Source organism: Dysgonomonas sp. 511 (genome assembly GCF_010501105.1).
Lineage (GTDB): Bacteria > Bacteroidota > Bacteroidia > Bacteroidales > Dysgonomonadaceae > Dysgonomonas.
This window is the reverse complement of record NZ_QVMQ01000019.1, coordinates 73,248-100,193: the sequence shown is the minus strand read 5'-3', so window position 1 is coordinate 100,193 and position 26,946 is coordinate 73,248. Positions and strand designations below refer to the sequence as shown.

Here is a 26,946-nt window from a genome sequence, read left to right as displayed (position 1 = left end):
ACTTGACAATGCTACATTTCACAAAAGGAATGATGCTTTATTGGCTGTACAACAACATGGACATACTTTAGAGTTTCTTCCTCCTTACAGTCCCGACTTAAATCCAATAGAAAGAAAATGGGCACAAGCCAAAAGTATCAGACGTAAGTGTGGATACTCAATTCAAGAACTTTTTATTTGCGCAAAAATATGACGCTTTATTGTGATTTAGCTATAAAAAAGGCATTGTATTCGGCCTCCTTGTTTTTGCGATAGGAGCATTCCTTTTTTATCCGGCTACCTTAATCAAAACTTTTTATCCATTCCTTATCGCCCTATTTGTAATTGCCTGTGGACTAACTTGTCTGGAAACAGCAGCAAATCCTTATACTACAGTGCTCGGACCTTCAGAATCGGGAGCAAGACGTATAAATCTTGCTCAGTCTTTCAATGGGCTAGGATGGATTTTAGGCCCTTTAGTAGGAGGTTTACTTATCTTTTCAGGAGAGGGAGATCCTTTCGCAGCCTTAGCCAAACCATATGTCGGTATTGGTGTTGTGGTTTTGCTTATAGCGGCTTTGTTCATCAAGACTCCATTGCCTCAGATTTCGGCGGAAGAATCCCAGACGGCAGGACATTCAGTTCCGTCTGAAACAAAAAGCAGGTATAGAGATTTATTGAAACATCCATTGTTTATTTTTGCTATTATAGCCCAGTTCTTATATGTGGCTGGACAAACAGGAATTGGCAGCTTTTTTATTAACTATGTTATAGAAGTACGTCCAGATATAAACCATTTGGAAGCATCTCAAATATTAGCTTTCGGAGGTATGGGTATGTTTATGATAGGTCGGATATCAGGCTGTTATATGATGAAATTCTTCAATCCCAAGAAACTCTTATCTATCTATGCATTCATTAATATTTTATTAATGATAGTTGTAGTTATGGGATTAGGAATGACATCGGTTATTTGCCTGTTTGCTTCCTATTTTTTTATGTCTATTATGTATCCAACCATATTTGCCATAGGTATTAGCGGACTAAAGGAAAATACCGAAAAAGGATCTTCACTTATTGTTATGGCTGTTGCAGGCGGGGCTGTAGTTCCTATGCTAATGGGCAAAATCGCTGATATGTGGTCTATGGCCGTTGGATTTATTATCCCATTGGTTTGCTTTGTTGTGATTATGATATTTGGATTAAGTAAGCTAAAGAATTAAGGGCTTTAAGAACTCAATTAGAGAGGAATCAAGAACAGAAAACAAGAAAATGCCCAAGTATATAGAAGACTATAATACTTGGGCAAATTTTTAACACCTTAATCTCTTGGAGATTTAGAGTTTACACTCTTTCATTTTCTATAATGCAATATCATTAAGGTTTTGTTCCGTCATATCTATAACCAACCTCTATTCGTTTATTTTTGTCGAATAATAGACCTCCCGGATTTGATGCCGGATTTCTATCTATAAAACCATCAGGGTTATTACCAGTATAGTCTTTGAAGAAATATGTATCAATTTCCATTTTCTCTGCTGACGTTTTCAAATCGGTATCAGATTTATTTACCATCGTCTTGCCTGTGGTGTAGCTGTCCAGTTTCCAATATCCCAATAAGTTTGGAGAATCTTCCGGCACACCATACATGTTGTTTTTGAGTTGCTCTACGCTTCTGGCTTCTCCCCAAAGGCGGACTTGCGAATAACGGTAACGTGTTGACACTGCAATATTAGTACCCGTCCTATTTTCTCCGGCGAGCCTGATACCTTGTTCTTTGACGAATTTCACTTTATCTAAACCTGCCGAGATAGTATAATTTGCAACACCATCTACATATACAGTAATGTTTTTGTTAGCACACACAATTGCAATATGATGCCAGATACCTGTATTAAGCCCTACCTTTCCTGTACCTTTTCCGGCAAACTGTATACGGCCGTTCAGGATATTACCTTTTGTTCCTGCATCTCCTAAACGAAGGAAAAAACCATTTGCAATTCCAGATCCCCCAGTGGCATTATACCCTGATGCAGTTGCAGCAAAAGTAGGGGAAGAACTAGTGAAAGCACTAGCATTAAACAACATCTCGTAAGTCCAGTTTTCCAACTCATAATCTTGCGACAATGGAAGTTGCATAATACAGTATTTTTGCAGCTGAGGCACATCTGCCATTGGAACAGGCATAGCTGCATAAAAGAAGGTAGAAGATGACTCTAAAGAAGGTAGAGAATTATCTGCCGCTTTTACAGCCAACGGTAAGGCATAGATAAAGCCCGATTTATTTTCTTCAGGGATAAGGGCGTCTAAAGACACATACACCGGCTCGGCAAGTACTTTTCCGGCAGGGATTACAGTTTTAGTAACACTCAGCGAATAACGGCCCTGATCCATTAGCTGGTATGTTGTTCCATTTTTCTTGTTGTAAGTTTCAAGGGCGCTTTCGTTGACAAAAACTTCTATTTCCAAGTCCTTATCCAGCGCCTGGGCAATACGCGGGGTAACGACAACCTGTGTACCCTCATCCGGAATTACAAAGGATGACGAAACTTCAAGTCCACTTGCTTCGTGTAAGAAAACTCTATTCGAAATAGGGTCTTCAGAATCTTTACATGCAACTAATCCTACGATTATAGCTACAGCAAGCAACATATATTTTATATTCATTATTGTTTTCATAATTTCAGTTTATAAATTTTATGTTGTTATATTATTCTTGAGGGGGGTGTACCCACCTGATTGCATTTCTGGTCCAAGGATAAAAGCCGGATTTACCACTTATTGTATATTCTTTTTCGATATGATATGCACCATATCCTCCTTTTCGGTAAGTTTCTCCGTCAACTACCGGCTGCCAACGTGCAAACCCTTCGAGTCTGTTGACTGAAATGGTTTTTCCATCTTCCCCCGTCATAGAGAATGCACCTCCACCTGTTGCCGAATAAGATTCAAAGTTTACAGTAACAAAGAGCTTCTTCAGAACTTCTTCTGTAGTCATAGTCTCTGTTGTATATTTCTTCGAAATTGCTGTAGCAAAACTATTCAAACTGTAGGCCGAAGGTGTCGAATATGCTTGGTATAGCAAATAATCCAGATAAGGAATAGTAGCAGCAGTCAATTTTTCCACCTGTCCGTCGACAGCTAGCAGGGTGCCGGGATTTGGCGATTTAGGTCCAAAATGTTTAGAAAAGGCACGAACCAGAACTTCTGTATTTTCCGGATGGCTAACAAGTTCTGCAGCATTGTGTGATTGAGGTTCGTAATCGATATCCAGCCCGTCATATCCACCGCGTTTCAAGCTATCGGCAATAGCCTCAGCATATTTTTCAATAGCAGCTACCTGCAATGCTCTTTCTTCGGGATCGGTCGATACACATTTTTTACAGCCCGAAGAGGCATGTTCCCATGTCCAACCCCAAGAGGCACGGCCTTCTGCATTTTTGCTGGTAAGCCCTTGTCCAACATACTCCATAAACATACATACCATTACCTTGCTACCCTTCAGTGTTTGGAAGGTTTTAAGGTCTTTTTTCTTGGCTTCGGTCATAGTATGCGGCAACCACGGGCCCCACAAGGAAATTACGTGTACACTGTCGGGTAAGCCTATCATAGAGTTGCCTAACGAAGTTCCTTCTCCCGACCAGAATCCAAACCAGCCAAATGCCATATCGTGCTGTGTCTCAGCTTTCCATTTTCTTAGATTTTCGTAATACTCAGGACTTTTCCCGTCCCCTGTTTCCAATGTCTTTGATTCTACTTCGGTCCAGTCGTCACACGAAGTGAAGCAAGCAAAACAGAGCAACATCGACAGACCTATCAATAATATTTTATTCATGATTTTTCGTTTTTCAGTTTATGCAATTGATTTACAAACTAACATATAGCACAGACCTTACTACCAGGTTGGTTTATTTGTTTTAACATCCCACCAGAGTTTGGTTCCATACAGGTCGCCTCCTCCAAGTAGCTGAAGAGCCTTCTGATAATTTTCCGCGTTACCGTCTTTTTCGGTTGCCGGATATAATGTCCGCGAAGCACCAATAGTCTCTAATCCTGATTCAGATCCCTTGTAGTTGACGAAAGAGTAGAAACGAGGATATCCTGTACGCCGCTGCTCACACCAGGCTTCTGTACCAAGAGGATAGAGAGCTATCCACTTTTGTGTGATTATTTTTTCCAGTTTTTCTTCTATTCCTGCAGATTCTTTCCACGCTAGAGTCAAATTGTAAGGTGTTGGTGGAGAATAGTTCAAAGAAGCATCCTTTCTTGCATCGGTATGTGCCGCCGGCACAAGGGTACTGTTTTTGTAATATGTAGCAGCCTGAGCTTCCGAAAGTTTATTTTGCAAGAAAGACAAAGTAATTCCCTGTTCGTAGAATTGTTGAGCTGTACCTCCGGCAGCCCATCCCTTCAAAGCCATTTCGGCTCTAAGGAAAGCAACTTCGGCAGCACTAAGCCACATCATCTTATCTGTTTGTTTTACAGCAGGAAGGGAATAAGAACTGCGCCATGCTTCTTTGAAATAAGCACCGACACGAAGTCCGGCATAATCTTCGCCAGAAGCCGGTTTGTTGAAATAAACTTCCAGACGCGGATCGCCATAACTCTTCATGTAAGTAATGATATCAGCGGCACCCACAGCTTCGTTATAACTATAGGCCATCCACCAAAGAGTGTTCATATCTCCTGTTCCCGAATAATCGATTTCGGCAGTGTCATCAACTGATGTCATTACCCCAAAAGCGTGAGTAATAGCCTCTGTTGCAAATTTTTCAGCATTCGTAGGATCAACATAGGATATACGCATAGCCATACGCAACTTGAGAGAGTTGGCAAATTTTACCCATTTCGATATATCTCCCTGGTAAACCAAATCGTATGGAGCATACGAACGGTCTTCAGGAGACAATGTTGCATAGGCTGTAAGTTCCTTGATGGCAACATCCAAATCGGCAAACATATTCATATAAACATCTTGCTGAGAATCGTAAGCTGTTGTCAACTCTTGACTTTTGCCCATCTGAGAATAAGGAATAGGTCCTACAATATCGGTCAGGCGATGCATAGCTGCAATGCGTAGTACCTGAGCCCATGCATAGTTAACACCTTCGCCTCCACTCTTGCTCTGAACCTTAAACCACTCGGTATAAACATCTGTCATTATAAAATTGAATGGATTATTATACCAACCGGCAGGAGCGTTAAAGTTTGCGTATGTCTCTGTCCATGATGCAGATGAATGCGCGAAATAACGTCCATAGACCCCACCTAGCAGATTTTCAGTACGTTGATACCTGTTTTTTACTCCATGAATTATCACACTTTGCAAATTTTTCAGCGACATCCCATAAGCCACTCGGTCTGGAATTTGTGAAGGCTCGGGTTGGTCGGGAAGAGAGTTGTGGTCCATGAAATTGCTTGTGCAGGCTGACGTAGTCAGAATAACCACAAAGAGGACTTTTGTTATTATGTTATTGATAAATTTTCTCATAGCTTTTATAATTTTGCTCAAAAATTAGAACTGAAGTTGTATATTGAAACCCAAACTCCTAAGGCTAGGCTGCATAAAATAGTCTATCCCTTGCATGAAAGTTCCTGTGGAAGCAGTTAACTCAGGGTCGAACGGCGCTTTGCAGTATATCATCCAAAGATTACGTCCAACAAACGAAGCTTTAATACGTACTTTATTATTGAACCATTCAGGAGGGAGCGAGTACCCTAAGCTAAGCTCTTGCAGGCGCACATTAGTAGCACTATAAATATAGTGTGACATTACTTGCCCCAGACCTACGGTTTGGAACCAGGTTTGAGTGTCCATTTTCCCATTATTTACAGGAACTCCTCCTGCATCGCGGAAATCGGCTGATGTTTTAGATACCCCATATCCATCAAGAATAGCTTGTGTATGAGATGATACGATGCCACCCAAACGAGCTGTAACCAATATTCCGAGATTTATACCTTTCCATGAGAAATCGTTGCGGAAACCAAGGTTCCATTTTGGCAATACAGAACCAACTTTCTTCTCTGTTGCTATTGAACTCAATGAACCTGTTGCCGGATCGACATGATAGTATCCGTTTTCGTCAAGCAACAATTCGTTTTTAGCCCACAGGTCTCCCATCGTACCACCTTCTTTAATGATAAACTCAAGATTATTTACACCACCTCCGGTATATTTGTCGAGAGAGTAATATGCATTTGTTTCGGCATTGTAAACGTTATCCATCAATTCAATAACTTTATTCTTGTTGTGGGTAGCTGTAAAACTTGAGCCCCAAGCAAAGTCTCCCCACTTGTTGTCGTAGGCAAGGGTCAATTCAAGACCTTTGTTTTCTACATTACCCGACTGCAAATACATTGAAGCATATCCCGATGATGCAGAAAGTGGTATATTGAATGTTTGGTTTTTGGTATTAGAGTGATAATAAGTAGCATCTACCGAAATCGTATTATTCAGGAATTTGGCGTTGAGCCCAATTTCCCACGAATTTGTTCTTTCCGGTTTAAATCTATATATCCGCATTATTTGCTCATAGTTCCATCCGTTGAGGTTTGGAACATATTTTTGAGACTCAATAGATATATTTCTCGGTATAGGAGAACCTACAGATGCCCAAGAACCTCTCACTTTGAGGAAACTTATAGCTTTAGGCAAGCTTACCATTTCGTGCACAAGCCCCGAAAGCCCGACTGAAGGATACATGAAATATTTCTTCTCTGTATTAGCTAGTGCTGAATCCCAGTCGGAACGTCCGGTCAACGACAGATAAAGCATATCTTTCCACCCTATTTCGGCACTGGCAAAAATCGATTGAGTTTGTTGCCTATAACGGTCGTGTATCATATTTCCATTCGAGCCGAACGGGTTAACTTCCATCAAGGTAAAGAAATTAGGTATCTCTCTCAGCGGACCGCGCGCTCCTGCTGCACTATATTTCTGATCGAAGGTGCTCGCTCCGGCATTAACGAAAAATGAGAAATCTTCCAATCGTTTGTTTATTGTACCAATGATGTCGGCGTAGCGTTGAGTTTCTTTTTCTTCCTTGAATGTATAGTGTCCGTTTTCGCTTGCTGCAAATTTGGTATCTGTCGAGGCATATAATTTTTGAGAATAATCTCCTGCAGTTATGTCTACTCTTGCACGTCCTGTTACGCTCAACCAGTCATTGATCTTATAATCGAGGTTTACATTTGCCATAATACGCTGACGCTTGGTTGCACGAATATTACGGTTCATTTGCCATAATGGGTTTTGTAAATCAAGATTCTCAAGTCCCCATTTCCAGTTTTGCTTAGAATAGCCTGCTGCAGAATTGTATGTTTCGTAAAGCCTCAGATCTTCCAGGCTTTCGCCGCGCGGATAAGTATATAATGCAATCAGAGGATTGAAGTACTGACCCGAACCAAGCATATTTTTTTCTTTCTGGTTTACGTAAGTGAGACCTGCATCAAGCGTCATCTTGTCATCGAGGAAAGATGTGGTATTGCGGAAGCTAAGTGTATTTTTATTCAAATCATTGTTGTCGAGAAGACCTTCGCCTATTACATTTGATACAGATACATAGGTTTGATTTTTTTGGCTACCTACCGAAAGGCTTACCGATGTTTGTGAAGTTACGGCTGTGTTGAAAAAATCTTTCGGGTCATATCCCGGACCGTTTTCCTGCTTGGCTCCCCAACTGGAATAGACTTTCGGCATATTAGCATAAGTGTTTTGAAACTCATGCATTTTCAGTGGATTTGAAAATGTTGTTTGATTGGAAACTGTAACCTGAGGTTTTCCTTCTTTACCTTTCTTTGTTGTAATAACTATTACCCCATTGGCAGCAGCCGAACCATAAAGTGCGGCTGCTGTAGGGCCTGTAAGCACTGTCATGCTTTCTATATCGTCAGGGTTGATATCAGAAACGCTTTCGCCGCCAGGCTGGTCTGAGTATTGGTCATTTTGACTAAGACCTCCTCTACTTGCATTTCTCAAGGGCACCCCGTCAATTACATAGAGCGCATTGTTATCTTTAGTTATTGATTTTGTACCACGCATAACTACGCGTACCGCACCGCCAATACCTGCGGATGAAGAGTTGATGTTTACTCCGGCCACTTTACCTGCCAGTGAGTTCATGAAGTTGGCATCTTTTACAGAAGTCAAATCCTCCGATGTGATTTTTTGCACACTATAGCTCAAAGCTTTTTCGGCTCTTTTGATACCCAGCGCTGTTACTACTACTTCGTCTAGTGCAACATTGCTTTCGTCGAGGACAACTTTAATTGTCGTCTTATTGCCTACTGCTATTTCTTTTGTTTTGTAACCGACATATGAGATGACGATAATGTCCCCATCTTTTACATTCAAGGCAAATTTACCGTCGATATCGGTCATTGTGCCTGTTGTTGTTCCTTTAACAGCTACGCTAACTCCTATAAGAGGCTCTCCGGATACATCTTCTACTGTACCTGTTATTGTCCGTGCCTGTTGTACTGTTTGTACCCCGGCAGCGTCTTTTACAGAAACAATAATATGATTGCCTTCCATAGAATAGGTCAGGTCTGTATTGCTGAATATTTCAGATAAAAGCGTACTTACAGGCTTATCTACAACATCGACCGAAAGCGTTTGCTGTTTAGCTTTCACTTTGTTGTTGTAAATAAATAGATAGTCTGTTTGAGTTTCTATTTCAGTCAAGACCTTGTCTAGCTGAACATTCTTCATCTTTATCGACACTCTAGCTGACTGAGAGTACGAATTACCGGCATACATGAATTGTATGCTACATAATAATAGCAAAATTGCTGTTCTCATAATTCTAAAGAATTGTTTAGCCTTGCGATATTTTTCTCGAAAAACATCTGGCAAATCGTTATTTTTCATAGATTTGTAATGATAATGAAGTTGATACAATTTTTAGTGTATTAATTTTTGCTCAATGCCAAAAGATGTTGCCGCATTTTTTGGCATTTTTTTCAATTATTTCCCTTAGTCATCTTTCATAAGCGTTTTCCATTCTTTGTTAAACATTTTCATGATTATTTGTCTATAAATTTTCATATTTCAATTCAGATTTATACTCATGACATAGCAGGGCTTTTAGCCCTTAGGTATTAGATTAAAGTTGTATTGAGTGCTCTATATCACTCAGGTTTTATTTTTCACAGTATCCTATTACATCATAGTCCGGGTTGTCTATATTCACGTTTATTTGATATATAAGTCATTGCTCTCAGGATCGCGATTATAGGTAAAGCGCAGGTCTTTTTGCAATACCCTTAATGCATGATCTATACCATCGATCACTCTGAATTTGCCTGTATAAGAGTATTTTAAGATTCTGCTATTCTGGATGATAATTTTCACCCCATAACTTTTTTCAAACTCTTTCATGATATTTTCAAACGGGCAATCTTCGAAACTTATCAGACCTTCTTTCCAACGATATGGGTTTTGATCGACTAAGGGTACTTTATACAGTTTGTCACTCTCCATGTATGCTTTTGTATCGGGAGATAAGGTTATTACTTGTGTCGGGTCGGAAGACAAGGCAACTTCGACAGAACCTTCCATTAACGCTGTCTCGAATGTGTCGGAATTAGAATAAGACAACACATCGAACTTAGTACCCAAAACACGTATCCGTCCTTTAACGGTTTCTACGATGAAAGGCACTTCGCTGTCATGCTTTACCTCGAAATATGCCTGTCCGTCTAGTTTTATAAAACGTTCTTTATTGTTGAAAGAGACAGGATATTCTATAGTTGTTTGTGCATTCAGCCATACATTGGTGCCATCGGGCAATAGGATATTTATCCGCTGGCCTGCTGGTACTGTTATAGTTTGCATAGCTGTATATTTGTTCTCTTCCGGCTTGTTTACAGCCAGATAGCCTATCAAAAATGCAATTACAGCAACAGATGCTATTTTTAATATTTCTCTAAACAATGGAATCCTGCGCCCTGAAGATGAATCTGTCTTAGATAAAAGCACTTGCCTGAGATCGTCTTCGTCTTTAAGCAAGGTCAGGGAATCATATAATTTTCGTTGTTCGAGGAACAAATGCTCATTTTCGGCACTTTCCTCTACCCAAGATTTTAAAGCCAGTTCTTCGTTTTCTGTCGCCTGACTGTTGAGAAATTTATATATTGTTTTCTGATCCATGTTCTAATTATTGGCAATCTTATTTAATTGTTTTCTTTGCCCTCTATATATTAGGACACATAAAGAATTACACCTCCTAGTGAAATTTTTAATTATTTATAAAAAAACACACAAAAAGAGCAAAAAGGATAGATGCTATATAGTCCTTCAGGTGTGTACGCAATATTTTAAGTGCTTTTGTAATATGAAATCCGACTCCTTTTGCCGAAAGCCCCATTTCTTCTGCAATTTCTTTATATGTTTTATCCTGATAGCGGCTTGCCATAAAAACAGCCAGCGTTTTTTCGGGCATCACGGCCAAAGCTTTATCCAGCAAAGCTTGAAGTTCGCCGGAATATATTTCTTCGGGGTCGCAGGCTTCGAGGCTGTTTATACGCATCTCTCTATCCCATATCGAATATTCCGACATCTTTTTTAATATATTTTCCTGTAACTGGGTATCGCGCAGATGGTTCAAACATTTATTTTTAATACTAGTCAGTACATAGGCGCGAATGTTTACATTTTCGCCCAAAGTCTCTTTATTGATCCAGCAGGAAATAAAAGATTCTGTCACAAAGTCTTCTGAAACAGGCATATCCTTTATATAACTATAAGCAAAATGAACAAATTTCGTATAGTTGTTTTTATAAAAATCATTAAAGGAGTTTGAGTTTAAAAAGTTATCCTTATTCATTGGCAATGACTTATTTGTACAAAAAATAACCTGCAGTAGCGTGAAATCTTAATTTTATATCTCAGAGTGCAACACTGCCGAATTATATTGAAAACAGCAGACGGATATTTGAAAAGGGAGTAGGAATTAAAATCCTAAGTACACATCATAAAACAAAATACAGGTAAAGAAGACATCGTTGTGGCAACGCCTTCTTTACCGTATATTATAACTTGATTTTTTTATTCATTGCAACATAATTTCCTATTTAGCATATCTAAACCAGTTGTCAGGAATGTCTCTAGGGGCGCTGCCATTAAAGCTATATTGCAGCCTTAATGTATATCCTCCTCCTCCTTCAACAAAATCGAGTTTAAACGGATGAAGCCCTTTTTGCATTGCTGCCTGCCCGCTTTTTAGTATTGCTGAGTGCAGCCCATCATTGTCTATTACCATTTCGTTGTCGATATACAAAACCCCACCGTCATCGCAGGTAAAAAAGAAACTATAGATACCAGTCTCCGGCACATCTATGTAGCCGTTAAACACCAAGCCAAAAGATTTTGTTTCTTTCGGAGCTTTAATATTGGCAACAACGAAGGTTTCGTCGGCTACCTCACTTGCTATCTCTTTTGTGTTTTTAAATTTCTTGTCGAAAAAGCCACATAGCAATCCCGATTGAGTATCGTTTGCCGACACAGAGACTTTCATATCACTCGGCTTAAAATTCAGATTATAAATCTCCCCTCTTGCTCCTCCGGGACTGAATAGAGCCATTCTCAATGCTGTTGGAGTTGATATAGACACAGGAGACTCAAGTATTGGCGATGTGTGCTGTGGAGTGCTTCCATCCAATGTATAATGTATCTTCATTCCCGGTAGTGGGCTTTGAACCAGAAACCGGGTAGAACCAACATATACGTTTTCCAGGGCAAAACCTTCGATATCAGGCAATCTGTAATGTACTCCCATAGCATCGAGTTTCGGAAAATGTTTTAATAACCGTGTATAGAAAGCGTCAAAATGCTTAGTGTCATCAGTCCAGACTCTTTCGGCCAAAGCAAGCATACGCGGATACATCTGGAAATCTGCCTGTTGCTCTGTCGGGATATATTCAGCCCACAGATTAGCTTGTGCCCCTTGTATCAGAGAACGTTTATCTTCTGGTATTTCAGGATATATGACATTCATGGTATATACATTGTACACACTGGTGTTATTATTGGCATAATCGAAATACAATGGGTTGGTAGGGGTCATAATCACTTCGTTCCCATTATTTACAGCCTCTAATGGTGCACCCTTCACCCAGCCCCTCCAATACATTACAGTGACATCCGGATTGGTACCTCCCTGCAAAATCTCATCCCAGGCAATTATCTTTTTCCCTTTCGATTCAACAAAACTTTGCATTTCGTGTACGAAATAGCTCTGTAGCTTACTTACATCTTCGAGATTGTGTTTTTGCATAAACTCTTTACATAACTCCGATTTTTCCCAAGTCTCCTTATCCACCTCATCTGCCCCTATATGAATGTATTTGGATGGGAATAAATCTATAATTTCGGCTAATACATTCTTTGTGAATGTATAAACGTCTTCTTTGCACGGACAAATCGGAGTTGAAAAAAGTTCACCCCATCCGGCATCTCCATCTACCAGAAAAGGATAGGATTTGATAGCAGCCATCATATGGCCCGGCATATCTACTTCTGGTATAATTTCGACGTGCCTTTCACGGGCATAAGCGATCAACTCTTTCATCTGCTCCTGTGTATAGAACCCTCCATAGACCTTTACCCCGTCTTTTTCGTGGATGAAACGAGAGTCAATCTCAAAATTAGGATTCTCTTTCGATCTTTCTATACATATAGAATCGTGCTTATTTTTGAGGGTGCGCCAAGCTCCTTCTGTAGTTAATTTAGGATATTGTTTTATCTCTATCCTCCAACCCTGATCGTCAGTCAAATGTAAATGTAGCTTATTGAATTTATAAAAAGACAAACGGTCGATATGTTTTTTAATATACTCCATGTTAAAAAAATGGCGGGAAATATCCAGATGCATTCCTCTCCATTTGAATGCAGGACTATCTTCTATCTTCAGGTTAGGAAACGACATGAAACCCTGTGGATCGGGATTCATTATTTGGCTTAATGTCTGGATTGCATAAAAAGCTCCTTGCCCTGCTTTGGCTGAAATAGTAATTTGGGCTGAGTTTACCTCCAGCATATAAGCTTCGTCTGATACTAGTGCTGGATTATATTTAAATTCGATTTTATTATTCCCTCGATTGTTTGATATTGTAATATCTTTACCAATAACGCTTTTGACCAGCGATTGTAAATAACTGATTTCATTTTCGAACTTATAAGAACCAACAACCGAAACAGAGGTCTCTCCATTCAAAATAAAGTTCCCGTCCATCGTCTGGATGTTAGATGGGTACGGGATTATCGGGAGTTGCGGATTATTTGAAGCTTGCAATTTAAACATACAAGCTATAATAAACAGGACAATTAAAATATTCTTTTTCATGAGGGTTTTATCAAAAATTATATAGTCAGTTTAAAAAAATCACCAATAAAAGGAATCCATTATTTTCTGCATGTCGGGATTGTTATCTACGTCCTTGACCTCAGACTTTAATTCCAGCATTTCTTTTTTCATCCGTTCAATAACCTCTTTGTATTGAGGATCACCGTATTGATTATGGTTTTCCTGAGGATCGGCTGTCAGATCGTAAAATTCCCATGCCGGGATTGTTGCTGTTTTTTCAGAACCTTTTAAGCCTAAAGGATTTCCGTAGAGAAACATTAATTTGTAGCTATGATTGCGGATTCCCATATGGGCAGGACGAATACCATGATGCGTCCAATACCTGTAATACATAGACTGCCGCCATCCTGCGGGAGTTTTCCCTTTCAGGTTGTCGCGAAAACTTTTCCCTTGAGAGCCGAGAGGTACACCCGTATTAGCATAGTCGGCCAATAGCGAAGCAAAATCTACATTCAATATGATATCTTTGTTGCGGGTACCTTCCGGTATTTCTTTCGGGTAACGGATAACAAACGGCATTCGTAACGATTCTTCAAGCATCATCCGTTTGTCGAAAAAACCATGTTCACCTAAAAAATAACCCTGATCGGAAACATAAATAACGATTGTATTTTCTGCCAGCCCTTCTTCGTCCAACATATTCAGAAGCCTGCCAATATTGTCGTCAATAGCTGCACCACAACGCAGATAATCCTTAATCATCTTCTGGTATGTTTTCTTGCGTGCTTCTATTTTATCTAACCCTTCGGTAGTAAATGGAAGTTCGGGGTAAACGCACCACCAACCGGCGGGATCTTTCGAGGCTGTTTGCCATCGCCAAGCCATATTTTCCAATTGTTGCCCCTGATAGGTACGTCCGGAGCTTTGTGGCGTAAATTCCATCAAATTCTCAGGCTCAGGAAATACGACGTCATCATACAAATGCTTAAATCGTTCGGGAAAGTCCCAGGGTTCATGCGTCGCTTTAAAATGACAAAACATCATAAAAGGCTTATCTTTCTCCCGGTGCTTAATCCAGTCGATAGTCATATCTGTCACTATATCAGTAGAGAAACCGCATATCGTGTCTCCCGATTTTCCGGCATCATCATCTACCCAATTGTGTTCCGCCTTCATGATTGGGTTGTAATATTCCCCCTGATCGTGAAACACCCGGAAATGATCGAACCCCGAAGGCCTTTTCTTCAGGTGCCATTTTCCGAACAGAGCCGTTTGATAGCCTCCGGCTTGTAATTGTTTCGCTATATTGTCTTGTTCGGGCAGCAACGCATCTTCCAATGTATATACACCATTGACCTGGCTATACGCCCCTGTCATTATCGACGCCCTGCTGGGCACAGAAATGGAGTTTGTGCAAAACGCATTATCCAAGACACACCCTTCCGCTGCCAGACGCCTTATATTCTCGTTTTTTACATAATTACTCAATATTCCGCCATAAATACCCCACGACTGGGATGTGTGGTCGTCGGAAAGGATAAAGAGTATATTGGGGCGTTCCTTTTCAGTCTTTTGCGGCGGCAGCTCAGTTTGAGCGGCGGCTGGCATCAGGCTAGCCAACGCCCCTATCGGTAATAAAAATCTTTTTCGCACTTCCATTTACTTAAAGTCTTTGGTCAATCCGGCTTTGCGTCGCCCAGTCCCTTCTGCTTTCGTAAGATTATCACCTAAGTCACTGCGCATTTCATTTGCAATCTGAGTCAGTTCCAATACTTTCTCCGGGTATTGGCTCAACACATTGTAACGTTCTCCCGGATCGCGGCGAAGATCATACAGTTCGCTCTTTTTCAATTCTGTTTCCAACAATTTGCCTGGTTGGCCATCATTGCCGGGAACATACTCTGTGTATGTGGTATAAGGGTGTGGGAATACTAGTTTGAACATACCATCTGTTACTGCCTCCAAATCATTTCTCCTGAAATAATAGACAAACGATTTACGTGGGTTAGCCCCTTCCTCGCTTTTCATCAGAGGCAATAAGCTGACACCATCTATCTTGCGCTTTGGCAATGGGGCATCGGCTATTTCGGCAAAAGTAGGTAAGAGGTCTATATTAGATGCCAGTTTATTACATGTAGTTCCGGGTTCTATTTGCCCTTTCCAGTACATGATGCAAGGAATACGGTTTCCTCCATCGAACGTCGTCGCTTTAGCTTCTCGTAGCCCACCGGTAGAACCTGCATGGTTTCCATAATTTGCCCAAGGCCCGTTGTCGGAAGTAAGTATCACCAACGTATTTTCTTCCAACCCTAATTCCCTTAATGCTTTCAACACCTGACCGACACTCCAGTCTATTTCCATCATTACATCGCCAAACAATCCCTGCTGGCTTTTCCCTTTGAATTTGTCGGAAACTGCCAGTGGCACATGCGGCATGGAATGAGCCAGATAAATAAAGAATGGTTTATCCTTATTCTTCTTTATAAAGTTCACCGTACGGTCGGTATAGTCTGTAGTAAATTTTGTTTGGTCGGTATTATACCCTACAATAGTATTACCTTCGAAAGTCGGTAAATCAGGAAAATTGAACACATCTCCCTGCCATGGATGATATGGCCACATATCGTTGGAGTATGGCAAGCCATAATATTCGTCAAAACCATTTTGCAATGGCATAAAAGGCTTAGCATCACCCAAATGCCATTTTCCGTATATAGCTGTATTATACTTCTTTTGTTTCAGCAACTCACCTATTGTCATTTCCTCCGGATTGATGCCATAATCGGAATCAGGTCCCGGTGCTCCCGAAAAGCCTATACGATTTGGGTAACATCCAGTAAGCAATCCTGCGCGAGAAGCTCCGCTTATAGGCTGTGCCGCGAGAAAATGCGTAAAACGCATCCCTTGCGAAGCCATATGGTCTATATTGGGGGTCTCGTAACCAAACGCTCCGTTGAAAGAGAAATCGCCATAACCGACATCGTCAAGGTTTATAAGAATTATGTTGGTTGGTTTTTCTGCTGCATAGTTGTTCACGCCTACAGCACTTAGCGCACCTAATACTAATAGTTTATTCCTATTCATTTGTTTGCGGTTTTATTTTAATGAATCAATAGATACCAAAACAACATGAAACAGCTCTTATGTTATTTTCATAGATCAATCAATTCTGGTTTTTCTTGGTAATTGTCAATCAGGTTTTATAATACCCTTTATAAATTAAAACACATAACTAGCCCCTCTTCCTAGTGAAAAATGGATAATTGTGGAAAATAAATTGATTAAAAGGTAATCAAGAGGTAGTCAAGAGCCTGATTTGTATAAATAATCGGGATTTATATTTTATATGCTCCGGAGGTGTTGTTTGCATTCTTTACAACTAAATGTTATTCAATCGCTAAACTATAATGGTAAATAGATTTTTTACATTATGGAGTTACAGCCATTTTTTCAATTAGGCATAAAACAGAAGAAATATATTTTTATCAAATATTAGATTTTTCGGTTACTTGTCATTACATTTGTTAACAAGGAAATACGTAAATGTTATTTATTTTCAAAATCATTGAGTACTTTATCCTACTAAATTGTATTAAATATGATGGACGATAAGTATATCGATAAAATTATTGAGTTATATAGTAAGACAAAAGCGGAAGGCGCGACAAAAGATGAGTTCCATGAATGGCTTATAGATGAAGAATTTTCCGAAGAAAAGGAAGATGCTTTATTCCGTTTATGGGAGCAGGATAATAATGCCTCAACCGAAGATAGTTTACCATCCTTCGTCGCTTTACAGGAAAAAGTCATACAAAGGAAGAAAAAAACAAAGATTCTGCTATGGAAATCTGCGGCAGCAGTCGCGATAATATTGATAATATCTTCTATTTTCTTTTTGCCTCGATCAAAATCTACTGATATATCATTTAATGAATACTTTACGCAAACGGGGCAAACTGAAACTATGATTCTGCCGGATGGTAGTGCTGCTCAAATCAATTCAAAATCCTTAATCATTTATCCCGATCATTTCGGAAAAGAAGCACGCACTATTTATCTTTCGGGGGAAGCTAACTTTGATGTACAAAAAAACGAGAAGGTTCCATTTATTGTAAAATCGGCAGGGATTTCAATAACAGCCTTAGGTACAGAGTTTAATGTATGCGCATACCCGGAGGATGCGTATATCAAGGTGACCCTGATAAACGGAAGTGTGAAAGTTGTTCAAGCTAGCGGGTTGGAACATACCCTGCTGCCCGGGCACCAACTTATTTATGACAAGCATACAGGGAAACATAATGTCAGAGATGTAGATATACATGAAATTACAGCATGGCAAAGAAATGAACTTTTGTTCAGGGGCGTTACAATCAATGAGATACTAAATGTACTGGAACGCAACTATAAGGTGTCATTTCAGTACGAAAATAGTGCTTTTGATAACGATAAATATAATTTCAAGTTCAAAAAAGAGGCTTCTATAACAGATATAATGAACATAATAAAAGAAGTTGCCGATTTTGAGTATAAGAAGGATGGAGACTTATACTGTATAAGTCCGAAAAGAAAATAAATGTGTTAATAGGTATAGTTGAGACCGCTGACTTTATTAATCTTGTTTTCCTATGAAGTTTATAGATAATAATCCTGTATTAAGAGAAGATTTCGCAAAGTTCTTTATAGAAACTTATCCGAAGGTAAAAGCTTTTGCCCGGCAAATATTGATGTCGGAAGAAGATGCTGAAGACGTTTCTCAAGACATTTATCTGAAATTGATAGACATGCCTGAAATATGGAACAACTTGGAAAAAAGGAATAATTATTTATTCAAAATGGTCAAAAACCATATTTTCAATTTTATCAAACACAAAAATATAGAAAGGAAATACCAGCAAGGACAAGTTGATAAAAATCCCATAATAGAAGAATTTGGCATAGATGACAAACTTCATGCAAAGGAAATAGAACTTATCCTTACGTATGCTATAGAACAAATGCCCGAGCGTAGAAAAGAAATCTTTAAAATGAGCCGTTTCGAAGGCAAAAGCAACGCATCTATAGCCCAATTGCTGGATATGTCGGTAAGGACGGTCGAACGTCATCTTTATTTGGCGCTAGCCGATCTGAAAAAAAAGTTGTTATTTTACATTCCGCATTGAGTAGTATTCTTTCGTTGGTTGTATATATAGTATATGCAATCAAGAATGAACAAATATATAAACGAAATAATACGATTATACACTGGCTCAGAAATAAGTGAACCTGCAAAAAGGAAATTTCACGAATGGCTGGTCAATGGAGAATATACAGAAGAAAAGCGAGATGCTTTACTTTACATATGGAACAATACCGATAATCTGCAAACAAAAGATATTTTCCAATCCCTTCTGTCCTTACAGGCAAAATATTATTCATTAAGGATGAAAAAACGTAAGAAAGCTTTAGCCTTTTTGCGTAATGTTGCAGCCATCGCTTCGATTGTCATTTTATCTTCCGTTTATTTTTTTACGAACACCAACAAAACACATGTTGAAACTAATTTCGTAGAACATTTCTCGGAAGCCGGAAAATACAAATCTATCACATTGCCCGACGGAAGCATCATATATGCAAACTCAGGAACGATAATCCTCTATCCTGAGTCTTACGGAGAAGATACGAGAACTGTATATATTTCGGGAGAAGCGAATTTCGATGTGAGAAAAAATTCCGACATCCCCTTTATTGTTAAGTCCAAAGGGTTTTCAGTAACAGCCCTGGGTACAGAATTCGATGTATCCTCGTATCCCGATGATGTCTATTTCAGGGCAACCCTGATAAGTGGAAGCGTAAAAGTGCAGAGTGATAACGATCCGGAAGAATATATACTGAAAACCAACGAACAATTTGTGTACAAACGGGATACCCAACATAAAGAAATTGAGCAGGTAGATATCCATGAAGCTACAGCATGGCAGAGAGGAGAACTCATATTCAGAGGATCTACTATAAAAGAAATATTGAATGCATTGGAACGTAAATATGCCGTGTCGTTCCAGTTCAGGTCCAATGTATTCAATGACGATAAATACAACTTCAGATTCAAGAAAGACGCTTCGCTTTCCGGTATAATGGATATAATAAAAGAAGTCGCCGACGACTTCGATTACAAACAAATAAAAGATTCATATTATATAAACTCAAAAAAAATGAAATAGATTGTAGAACGCCAAAAAAGTGATACTATGGAAAAAAGTATCCGGACTCGGCCAATCCGGATATGAAACAAAAATTATTCAATACTGATGGAAGCACCTCGTGTGCATCCATTTGCGAGAGTAAAAACTAATACTAAAGTACTAACACCCAAAATGTATTAATTTATGGAATATTGTCGTGTAAACACACACTTTAAATTATTACTTTTATTTTGCTTCTTTTCTTTACATCTGATTGGTCACGCCCAGAACAATGTAAGAATATCAATTAACAATAGTAATATCACTATTAAGGAAGCATTACAGGAAGTAGAAAAGCAGTCGAAAATGTCAATCGCCTACAATGAATCGAAACTGAATGGGGATAAACGTATTCAGCTAAGTATTGTGAGCCAACCTTTAGAATCAGCCTTAAGCACTATCCTTGCAGGAACAGGATTCAGTTATCAGTTAAAAAATGAATATATAATTATCGTACCTCAAAAGAAAGACGAACCTGTTGGCAAAACAGTGACGGGTAAAGTTCTCGACGAAATGGGTAGCCCACTTCCAGGAGCCACCGTGAGTGTCAGAGGAACAACTGTCGGAACCATTACCGATGTCGACGGCTATTTCAGTCTGCTTGCAGCCAAAGGAACAGTGCTTGTCGTTTCTTTTGTGGGCTATGATTCTCAGAATGTAACAGTTTCGGACAAGAATAGTTATGATATAAAATTAAATCCTAATACTAAAGATCTGGAAGCCGTTGTTGTTACAGCTTTGGGTATCAAAAGGTCTGAAAAAGCATTGAGCTATAATGTGCAACAAGTAAACTCCGATGCTATAACCACAAACAAAGATGCAAACTTTATCAATGCATTGAGCGGAAAGGTAGCAGGGCTAAATATCAATGCTTCATCGTCGGGCGTAGGAGGAATCTCGAAAGTGACAATGCGTGGTACAAAATCCATTATGCAATCATCCGACGCTTTGTATGTGATCGATGGTGTGCCTATGTACAAGCAAGTGCTGGGCGGTGGTGGCAACGACATGCAGAACAAAGAAGCCGACTCACGCGGATCGACTGACCCTATAGCAGATATTAATCCGGAGGATATTGAATCAATGTCGGTATTGACGGGAGCCGCTGCCGCAGCTCTTTATGGTTCTTCGGCTGCAAACGGAGCAATAATCATAAATACGAAAAAAGGAAAAGAAGGTAGGATAAACATTTCAGTAAACAGCAATGTCGAATTTGGCAATCCTTTTGTAATGCCAAAATTCCAAACACGATATGCAAGAGGCCTTGGTGGTGTATTGAATGCTAGCCCCGATCATAGCTGGGGCCCAAAACAGACAGAGGCACAGTATATTAAATACGATCCTAAAAGCGATTATTTCCAAACAGGCGTTATTGCTACAGAAAGTGTATCCCTGTCTACCGGTACAGACAAAAACCAGACTTATGCATCTGCCGCAGCAATAAATTCGAAAGGTATCGTTCCCAATAACAAATATGCACGTTATAACTTTACTTTCCGCAATACCACTTCTTTCCTCAACGATAAGATGTCGTTGGATGTGAATGCCAATTATATAAGGCAAGAAGACCGGAATCTGACAAACCAGGGAACATACAACAACCCGATGGTAGGAGCTTACTTATACCCGAGAGGAGTTGACTGGGGAGATGCTAAAGCATATGAAGAATACGATCCCGCCCGTAAAATATATACTCAGCGATGGGCTCCGGGCGATGCCAGTATGACTATGCAAAATCCTTACTGGATCAATTACCGTAATCTGCGCGAAAACAAGAAAGACCGCTATATGCTCGGCGCAAGTTTGAGCTATCAGGTGTTGGATTGGTTAAGCATTGCTGGCCGTATCCGGATGGATAACTCAGATAATGATTTTACAGAGAAGTTCTTTGCTACCACTAATACGCAATTAACCGAACTGTCGAACAGGGGGCTTTTTGGAATAGTGAAAAGCAAGGATAAACAGCTGTATGGCGATTTCCTTGTGAGTGTAAATAAATACTTTGGAGACGACTGGAGCTTGCAGGCCAATCTGGGAGGATCGTTCAACGATTCTAAATATGACGAGTTGGGAGTACGCGGCCCTATCGCAGACGGATCGGATGCTTTCCCCGGAGAACCGGTTGGCTTAACAAACGAATTTTCTGTTCAGAACTTAAGCAAATCTAAGACCAAGTCTCTTCAAAACGGATGGCACGAGCAGGTTCAGTCTCTTTATGCATCGGCCGAACTTGGATATAAAAGTACCTATTACTTGACGCTGACAGGTCGCAACGACTGGCCGTCGCAATTGGCAGGTCCTCGTTCAAAAAACAAATCTTTCTTCTATCCTTCGGTGGGTTTGTCGGCTGTCGTATCAGAGTTGATACCTAATCTGAATAAGAATTATTTGTCATATGCCAAACTGCGCGCTTCTTATGCTTCGGTAGGTAATGCCTTCCAAAGATATATTGCAAATCCGCGTTACACATGGGATGAAGCTACCGGAACATGGGTAGTACTGACCTCAAGGCCTAAATACGATCTGAAACCCGAACGTACACAATCGTTCGAAGTAGGGCTCAATTTACGCTTCCTCAAGAACTTCGAACTGGATGTTACTTACTATAATTCTAAAACAGAAGATCAGGTATTCGAAATAGACGGAGGTACACAGTATTCTGTAGTATATATGCAATCTGGTGCTGTACGCAACCAAGGATTGGAAATGGCATTGAACTACAATAACAAATGGAGCAATTTCACTTGGGATACCGGAATTACGTTCTCTATGAACAGAAACAAAATACTTCGTTTGGCGCAAAACGAATTGAATCCTGCAACCGGGGAATTGATTAACATCGACTATATGAACGTAGGTGGTCTGGGCAGTACCCGCTTTATACTGAAAGAGGGTGGAGATATGGGCGACCTATATTCGATGATGGATCTTAGAAGAGATGCTAATGGTGCTATCTATATAGATGAAAATAATGGAGTACACACCGAATCTATACAGGATATAAACAGTTATATCAAACTAGGTAGCGTATCACCTAAGGCCAACTTAGCCTGGCGAAACAATTTTTCGTGGAAAAACCTTAATGTCGGCTTCATGGTTACGGCACGCCTGGGAGGTATAACATTCTCGCGTACACAAGCCATATTGGATGAATACGGAGTATCTGACGCATCGGCTGCTGCCCGCGACCGTGGTTATGTAGCTGTTAACGGAAACGACCGGGTAAATCCGGAAGGCTGGTACAGTGTAGTGGCAGGAGGTACAGCCGTTCCTCAGTATTATACATACTCTGCTACAAATGTACGCCTGCAGGAAGCTTCTATAGGATATACCATCCCAAGAAGATGGATAGGGAATATATGCGATGTTAAAGTATCCTTAGTAGGACGCAATCTTTGGATGATTTACAATAAAGCTCCATTCGATCCGGAATCTGTTTCCAGAACAGATGCTTTCTATCAGGGAATCGATTACTTTATACTTCCATCTATGCGTACCTATGGTTTTAACATAAATCTTAAATTCTAAAAATGCAGGTATGAAAAATATAATAAACAAACTGACGATTGTCTCTCTTGCTGCACTAATGTCCTGTACAGCAAACTATGAGAATATAAACAGTAATCCTCACGAACCGGGATCGCTGGAAGCAGATGATTATGCTTTAGGGTCGGCTATGAACAACCTGGCAGGATGTGTAGTATCGCCGGACGTGAATACCGCTCAGTTTACCGACTGTCTGTTAGGCGGTCCGATGGGTGGATATTATGCCGATGCAAATGCCGGATGGGCAAATACGATTTCCAACTACAATCCGAAAGATGACTGGAGTCGGGTTTTCCTGAAAAGTGATAAGATTATCCCAGTGCTAAATTCCAACTTGGCTACGGTAAAACTTGTCTCCGAAAATACCGGAAACCCTGTGCCTTATGCTATCGCAAACATAATAAAAGTAGCTACTATGCATAGGGTGGCAGATACATTTGGGCCTATCCCTTATACCAAAATGGGAGAAAGCAACAACCTGGCAATCCCTTACGATTCGCAAGAAACTGTATATAATGCATTCTTCGAGGACTTAAACAGTGCGATAGATATTCTGAACGAATATCCGAATGCTATGTTGGTAAAGGATGCCGACTATATTTATGCAGGAAATATCAAGCAATGGATTAAATTTGCCAACTCGCTGAAACTCCGTTTGGCTATCCGTATAGCTTATGCCGATCTGGCAAAAGCTAAAGAAATGGCAGAAGAAGCTGTCGCTCCGGCAAATGGCGGTGTTATGGAAACAAATGATGATAATGCAGCCTGGAAGTATTTCTCTTCCAGTATCCAAAATCCTATTTATGTAGCAACACGCTACAATCAGGTACCGGAAGCTGATATAGAAGAAGGTTATACTAATACCGGAGGTGACACTCATGCTGCGGCAGATATTATTTGTTACATGAATGGATATGGCGATGCCCGTCGGGAGAAATACTTTATAAAATCTATGTGGAAAGGATATGATTATGTAGGCTTACGACGCGGCATTATTATCCCCGATCTTACCAGCAAAGGACATAAATATTCGGGAGTAAATATCTCCACTACATCTCCTATCTATTGGATGAATGCAGCAGAAGTTGCTTTCCTGCGCGCAGAAGGAACAGCTATTTTCGGCTTCAATATGGGGGGAACTGCCGAAGCGTTTTATAATGAAGGTATTCGTTTATCTTTCGACCAATGGGATGCCAGTGGAGCCGATGCATATCTGAGCGATGCTACCAGCAAACCGGAAGCTTATACAGACCCTGCCGGCGACAACACTTATACCAGTGGACTATCATCCATCACTATCAAATGGAATGAGGGTGCAAGCAAAGAAGAAAAGCAGGAACGCATTATCGTCCAAAAATGGATTGCCAACTGGCAATTGGGAAATGAAGCCTGGGCAGATTTCCGCCGTACAGGATACCCTAAGTTGATACCAGCGACAGCAGCAGGAAACAAGAGTGGTGGTATAGTAGATTCCAATAAAGGGGCCCGGCGCATGCCTTACCCTCTTGATGAATATAATAGTAACTCGGAGAATATAACCGAAGCTGTATCCAAATACCTGAAAGGTCCTGATAATATGGCTACAGACTTGTGGTGGGCTGCTAAGAAATAATAATCACCTTAATGAAAGTATATATGAAAAATTATTTAAAATATTCTCTATTTGTAGTGATAGCATCGATGTTAGGCCTAGCCTTCAACTCGTGCGACGACTGGACAGACCCGGAAAGTCTCGACCTCAAAAATCCTACTTTAGAAGATTCGAATCCACAGTTATATGCAGACTATCTGAAGAATCTGAGAGACTATAAGGCCGGCGAACATAATGCAATCTTTGTGTCGTTCGATAATCCCAAGACAATACCAATGAAACAAGCCGAACGACTGACTGCGCTTCCCGATAGCGTCGATTTCATTTGCTTGAATAATCCTGACAACCTAAACTCTGTTACTCAGGAAGAAATGGTGAAAGTGGAAAACGATAAAGGCACGCGGGTCTTGTATGTGATTGACTATAATGGATTTGAAGCAGACTGGCAAGCGATGGAAAAGGCAAATCCTAAACTGACAGAAGAAGACGCACTTCAATACCTGGGAGGACAGATAGATGCCGCACTTGCTCTTTGCGACAAATATAGCTACCATGGCATTGTTGTCGACTACACAGGCCGTTCGTTAGTCAGCCTTACCGAACCGGCTTTAGCTTTGTACAACGCACGCCAACAAAACCTGTTTGATAGAGTTATGGCTTGGCGCGAAACACACAAAGGCAAGACGCTGGTACTGTATAGCAATATCCAATATCTTGTACCCGAGAATATGGATATGCTGGAAGAGTATGATTATCTGGTTATTAAATCGGCCTCTTCGACCAATGCAGACGATCTTTCGGTGAAGACATATTTGGCCGTTCAGGCAGGAAAAGACGCTGTGTTAGGGGTAGAAGGCGGTATCAACCCTGTCCCTACCGACCGTTTCCTTGCATGTGTGCAATTACCTCAGGCCGACGATAAAGATAAAATAATTGGTTATTGGAATACTCTGACTGGCGACAACGAGAAAACCATAGCTGCACTTGGTGCTGCGCAATGGGTTACGCAAGAGTCTCCCGACTTTAGCCGCAAGGGCTTGTTCGTGATGAATGTTCATAACGATTATTATAACAGGACTTATGGATATGTACGCGACATTATTCGTATTATGAATCCAAATAAATAAGAATGAATATGAAACACAATAAGAATATTTTCGCATTATTATTGGTTGCAATAACACTTTTGGTTAGCGGATGTAAAGATGCAGATATCGTAAACGAGCATCATTTCGGAAACAGGCTTTATATCACTTCTTCTACCATTAATGACGACCTGTTGATCAAACCCAATATTATGGAGGCATCACGGGAAATTAGCTATCGCATCGCTTTGCCTGCCGAGAAAGATATACATATCAACTTCGATGCAGTGCCGGCCCTTACAGCAGCTTATAACCTGATATATGGAGATGAAGCAACCGCGCTCGAACCTGAATATTACGAAATACCGGAAAAGGCGACAGTTATCAAAGCCGGAGACGTATCAGGAGATAACATTCTCATTAATTTTATGAATACCGGAAATCTGGATAAATCCAGACGCTATGTGCTGCCGGTGGCTGTAGTAAACGCTTCTGACATTGAAATAGCTAAAGATCAGAAAACAGTATTTTTTATCTTTAAGGGCGCTGCACTTATCAATGTGGTTGCTGATATTTCAAAAATTTATTTCCCTATAAAATGGACAAGCAACGTGAGTAGCGTACCTACAATCACAGTAGAAGCGTTGGTGCGCAGTGCCGATTGGGTTGCAGGACGTGATAATGCTCTGAGTTCGGTATTTGGTATAGAAGGAAAATTCCTTGTCCGTATTGGAGATGGCGATCGTCCGCGCGACCAACTTCAGGTAGTAGCACCGGGCGGAAATTTCCCGGCTCCTAACAAAGTTTCGGGGTTACCCGTTAACGAATGGGTGCATATCGCCATCGTATATGACAATACTACCAAAGAGCGGCTGTATTATAAGGACGGAGAACTCGTTTACAGCGATAAGGCTGCATCAGGGTCTTTGAATCTGACAAGTGGTTGTTATATAGGTTATGCATGGGATGCAACACGTTGGTTGCCAGGCGAAATATCTGAGGTTCGTATCTGGACTGTGCAGAGAACGGCAGAGCAAATAGCAGGCAATCCTTACGAAGTAGAGCCGAATTCGCCGGGACTGATTGCCTATTGGAAATTTAATGAGGGTGCAGGCAATGTTATTACCGACCATACCGGAAACGGAAATAATATAACCGCAGCAAATAGCGCATCGCCGACTTGGGTGAATGTAGAGATACCCCAAATAAATTGATAGATG

The 26,946-nt window shown here is 40.4% G+C and carries 16 protein-coding genes and 2 pseudogenes; 9 read left to right on the top strand and 9 right to left on the bottom strand.

Going from position 1 to position 26,946, the window contains the following annotated elements:
• Both D0T57_RS15870 and D0T57_RS10025 read left to right on the top strand, forming a co-directional pair.
• A pseudogene (locus D0T57_RS15870) lies at nt 1–112 on the top strand (transposase); the annotation flags it as partial.
• 109 nt (nt 113–221) lie between these two features.
• Nucleotides 222–1,202 (top strand): annotated as a pseudogene (locus tag D0T57_RS10025) (MFS transporter); the annotation flags it as partial.
• A gap of 154 nt (nt 1,203–1,356) precedes the next feature.
• Here D0T57_RS10025 and D0T57_RS10020 read toward each other — a convergent pair.
• From D0T57_RS10020 to D0T57_RS09980, 9 genes are all read right to left on the bottom strand, one after another.
• On the bottom strand, nt 1,357–2,658 hold the full coding sequence (locus D0T57_RS10020; protein WP_163273358.1) for a DUF1735 domain-containing protein: 1,302 nt from the start codon (nt 2,656–2,658) through the stop codon (nt 1,357–1,359).
• 31 nt (nt 2,659–2,689) lie between these two features.
• On the bottom strand, nt 2,690–3,814 hold the full coding sequence (locus tag D0T57_RS10015) for a glycoside hydrolase family 18 (RefSeq protein WP_163273357.1): 1,125 nt from the start codon (nt 3,812–3,814) through the stop codon (nt 2,690–2,692).
• A gap of 60 nt (nt 3,815–3,874) precedes the next feature.
• Nucleotides 3,875–5,470 (bottom strand): SusD/RagB family nutrient-binding outer membrane lipoprotein, encoded by a 1,596-nt coding sequence (locus D0T57_RS10010; protein ID WP_163273356.1) that lies wholly within the window; start codon nt 5,468–5,470, stop codon nt 3,875–3,877.
• Between the two features lie 24 nt (nt 5,471–5,494).
• The gene (locus D0T57_RS10005) at nt 5,495–8,782 is read right to left on the bottom strand and encodes a SusC/RagA family TonB-linked outer membrane protein (RefSeq protein WP_255490564.1); all 3,288 of its coding nucleotides are present in this window, start codon (nt 8,780–8,782) and stop codon (nt 5,495–5,497) included.
• Between the two features lie 393 nt (nt 8,783–9,175).
• On the bottom strand, nt 9,176–10,132 hold the full coding sequence (locus D0T57_RS10000) for a FecR family protein (RefSeq protein WP_163273354.1): 957 nt from the start codon (nt 10,130–10,132) through the stop codon (nt 9,176–9,178).
• 88 nt (nt 10,133–10,220) lie between these two features.
• Nucleotides 10,221–10,808, bottom strand: coding sequence for an RNA polymerase sigma-70 factor (locus tag D0T57_RS09995; RefSeq protein WP_163273353.1), 588 nt, complete (start codon nt 10,806–10,808; stop codon nt 10,221–10,223).
• Between the two features lie 243 nt (nt 10,809–11,051).
• Complete coding sequence (locus D0T57_RS09990) at nt 11,052–13,325, bottom strand: family 20 glycosylhydrolase (protein ID WP_163273352.1); 2,274 nt, start codon at nt 13,323–13,325, stop codon at nt 11,052–11,054.
• Between the two features lie 39 nt (nt 13,326–13,364).
• Nucleotides 13,365–14,894: a sulfatase gene (locus D0T57_RS09985; RefSeq protein ID WP_255490567.1), complete on the bottom strand. Its 1,530-nt coding sequence runs from the start codon at nt 14,892–14,894 to the stop codon at nt 13,365–13,367.
• Between the two features lie 51 nt (nt 14,895–14,945).
• Nucleotides 14,946–16,370 (bottom strand): sulfatase, encoded by a 1,425-nt coding sequence (locus tag D0T57_RS09980; protein WP_163273350.1) that lies wholly within the window; start codon nt 16,368–16,370, stop codon nt 14,946–14,948.
• Nucleotides 16,371–16,884: 514 nt separating this feature from the next.
• On the opposite strand from D0T57_RS09980, the gene D0T57_RS09975 reads away from it, so the two are divergent.
• The 7 genes from D0T57_RS09975 to D0T57_RS09945 all read left to right on the top strand — a co-directional run bounded on the left by D0T57_RS09975 (nt 16,885) and on the right by D0T57_RS09945 (nt 26,940).
• Complete coding sequence (locus D0T57_RS09975) at nt 16,885–17,859, top strand: FecR family protein (RefSeq protein WP_163273349.1); 975 nt, start codon at nt 16,885–16,887, stop codon at nt 17,857–17,859.
• Between the two features lie 52 nt (nt 17,860–17,911).
• Complete coding sequence (locus D0T57_RS09970; protein WP_163273348.1) at nt 17,912–18,445, top strand: RNA polymerase sigma-70 factor; 534 nt, start codon at nt 17,912–17,914, stop codon at nt 18,443–18,445.
• Nucleotides 18,446–18,490: 45 nt separating this feature from the next.
• The gene (locus D0T57_RS09965) at nt 18,491–19,483 is read left to right on the top strand and encodes a FecR family protein (RefSeq protein WP_163273347.1); all 993 of its coding nucleotides are present in this window, start codon (nt 18,491–18,493) and stop codon (nt 19,481–19,483) included.
• Nucleotides 19,484–19,648: 165 nt separating this feature from the next.
• The gene (locus D0T57_RS09960) at nt 19,649–23,032 is read left to right on the top strand and encodes a TonB-dependent receptor (protein WP_163273346.1); all 3,384 of its coding nucleotides are present in this window, start codon (nt 19,649–19,651) and stop codon (nt 23,030–23,032) included.
• Nucleotides 23,033–23,042: 10 nt separating this feature from the next.
• Nucleotides 23,043–24,662, top strand: coding sequence for a RagB/SusD family nutrient uptake outer membrane protein (locus tag D0T57_RS09955; protein WP_163273345.1), 1,620 nt, complete (start codon nt 23,043–23,045; stop codon nt 24,660–24,662).
• Between the two features lie 23 nt (nt 24,663–24,685).
• Nucleotides 24,686–25,768 carry a glycoside hydrolase family 18 gene (locus tag D0T57_RS09950; protein ID WP_163273344.1) on the top strand — a complete coding sequence of 361 codons (1,083 nt, stop codon included), beginning with the start codon at nt 24,686–24,688 and terminating at the stop codon, nt 25,766–25,768.
• 8 nt (nt 25,769–25,776) lie between these two features.
• Nucleotides 25,777–26,940 carry a DUF1735 and LamG domain-containing protein gene (locus tag D0T57_RS09945; RefSeq protein ID WP_163273343.1) on the top strand — a complete coding sequence of 388 codons (1,164 nt, stop codon included), beginning with the start codon at nt 25,777–25,779 and terminating at the stop codon, nt 26,938–26,940.
• Nucleotides 26,941–26,946 lie beyond the last annotated feature (6 nt).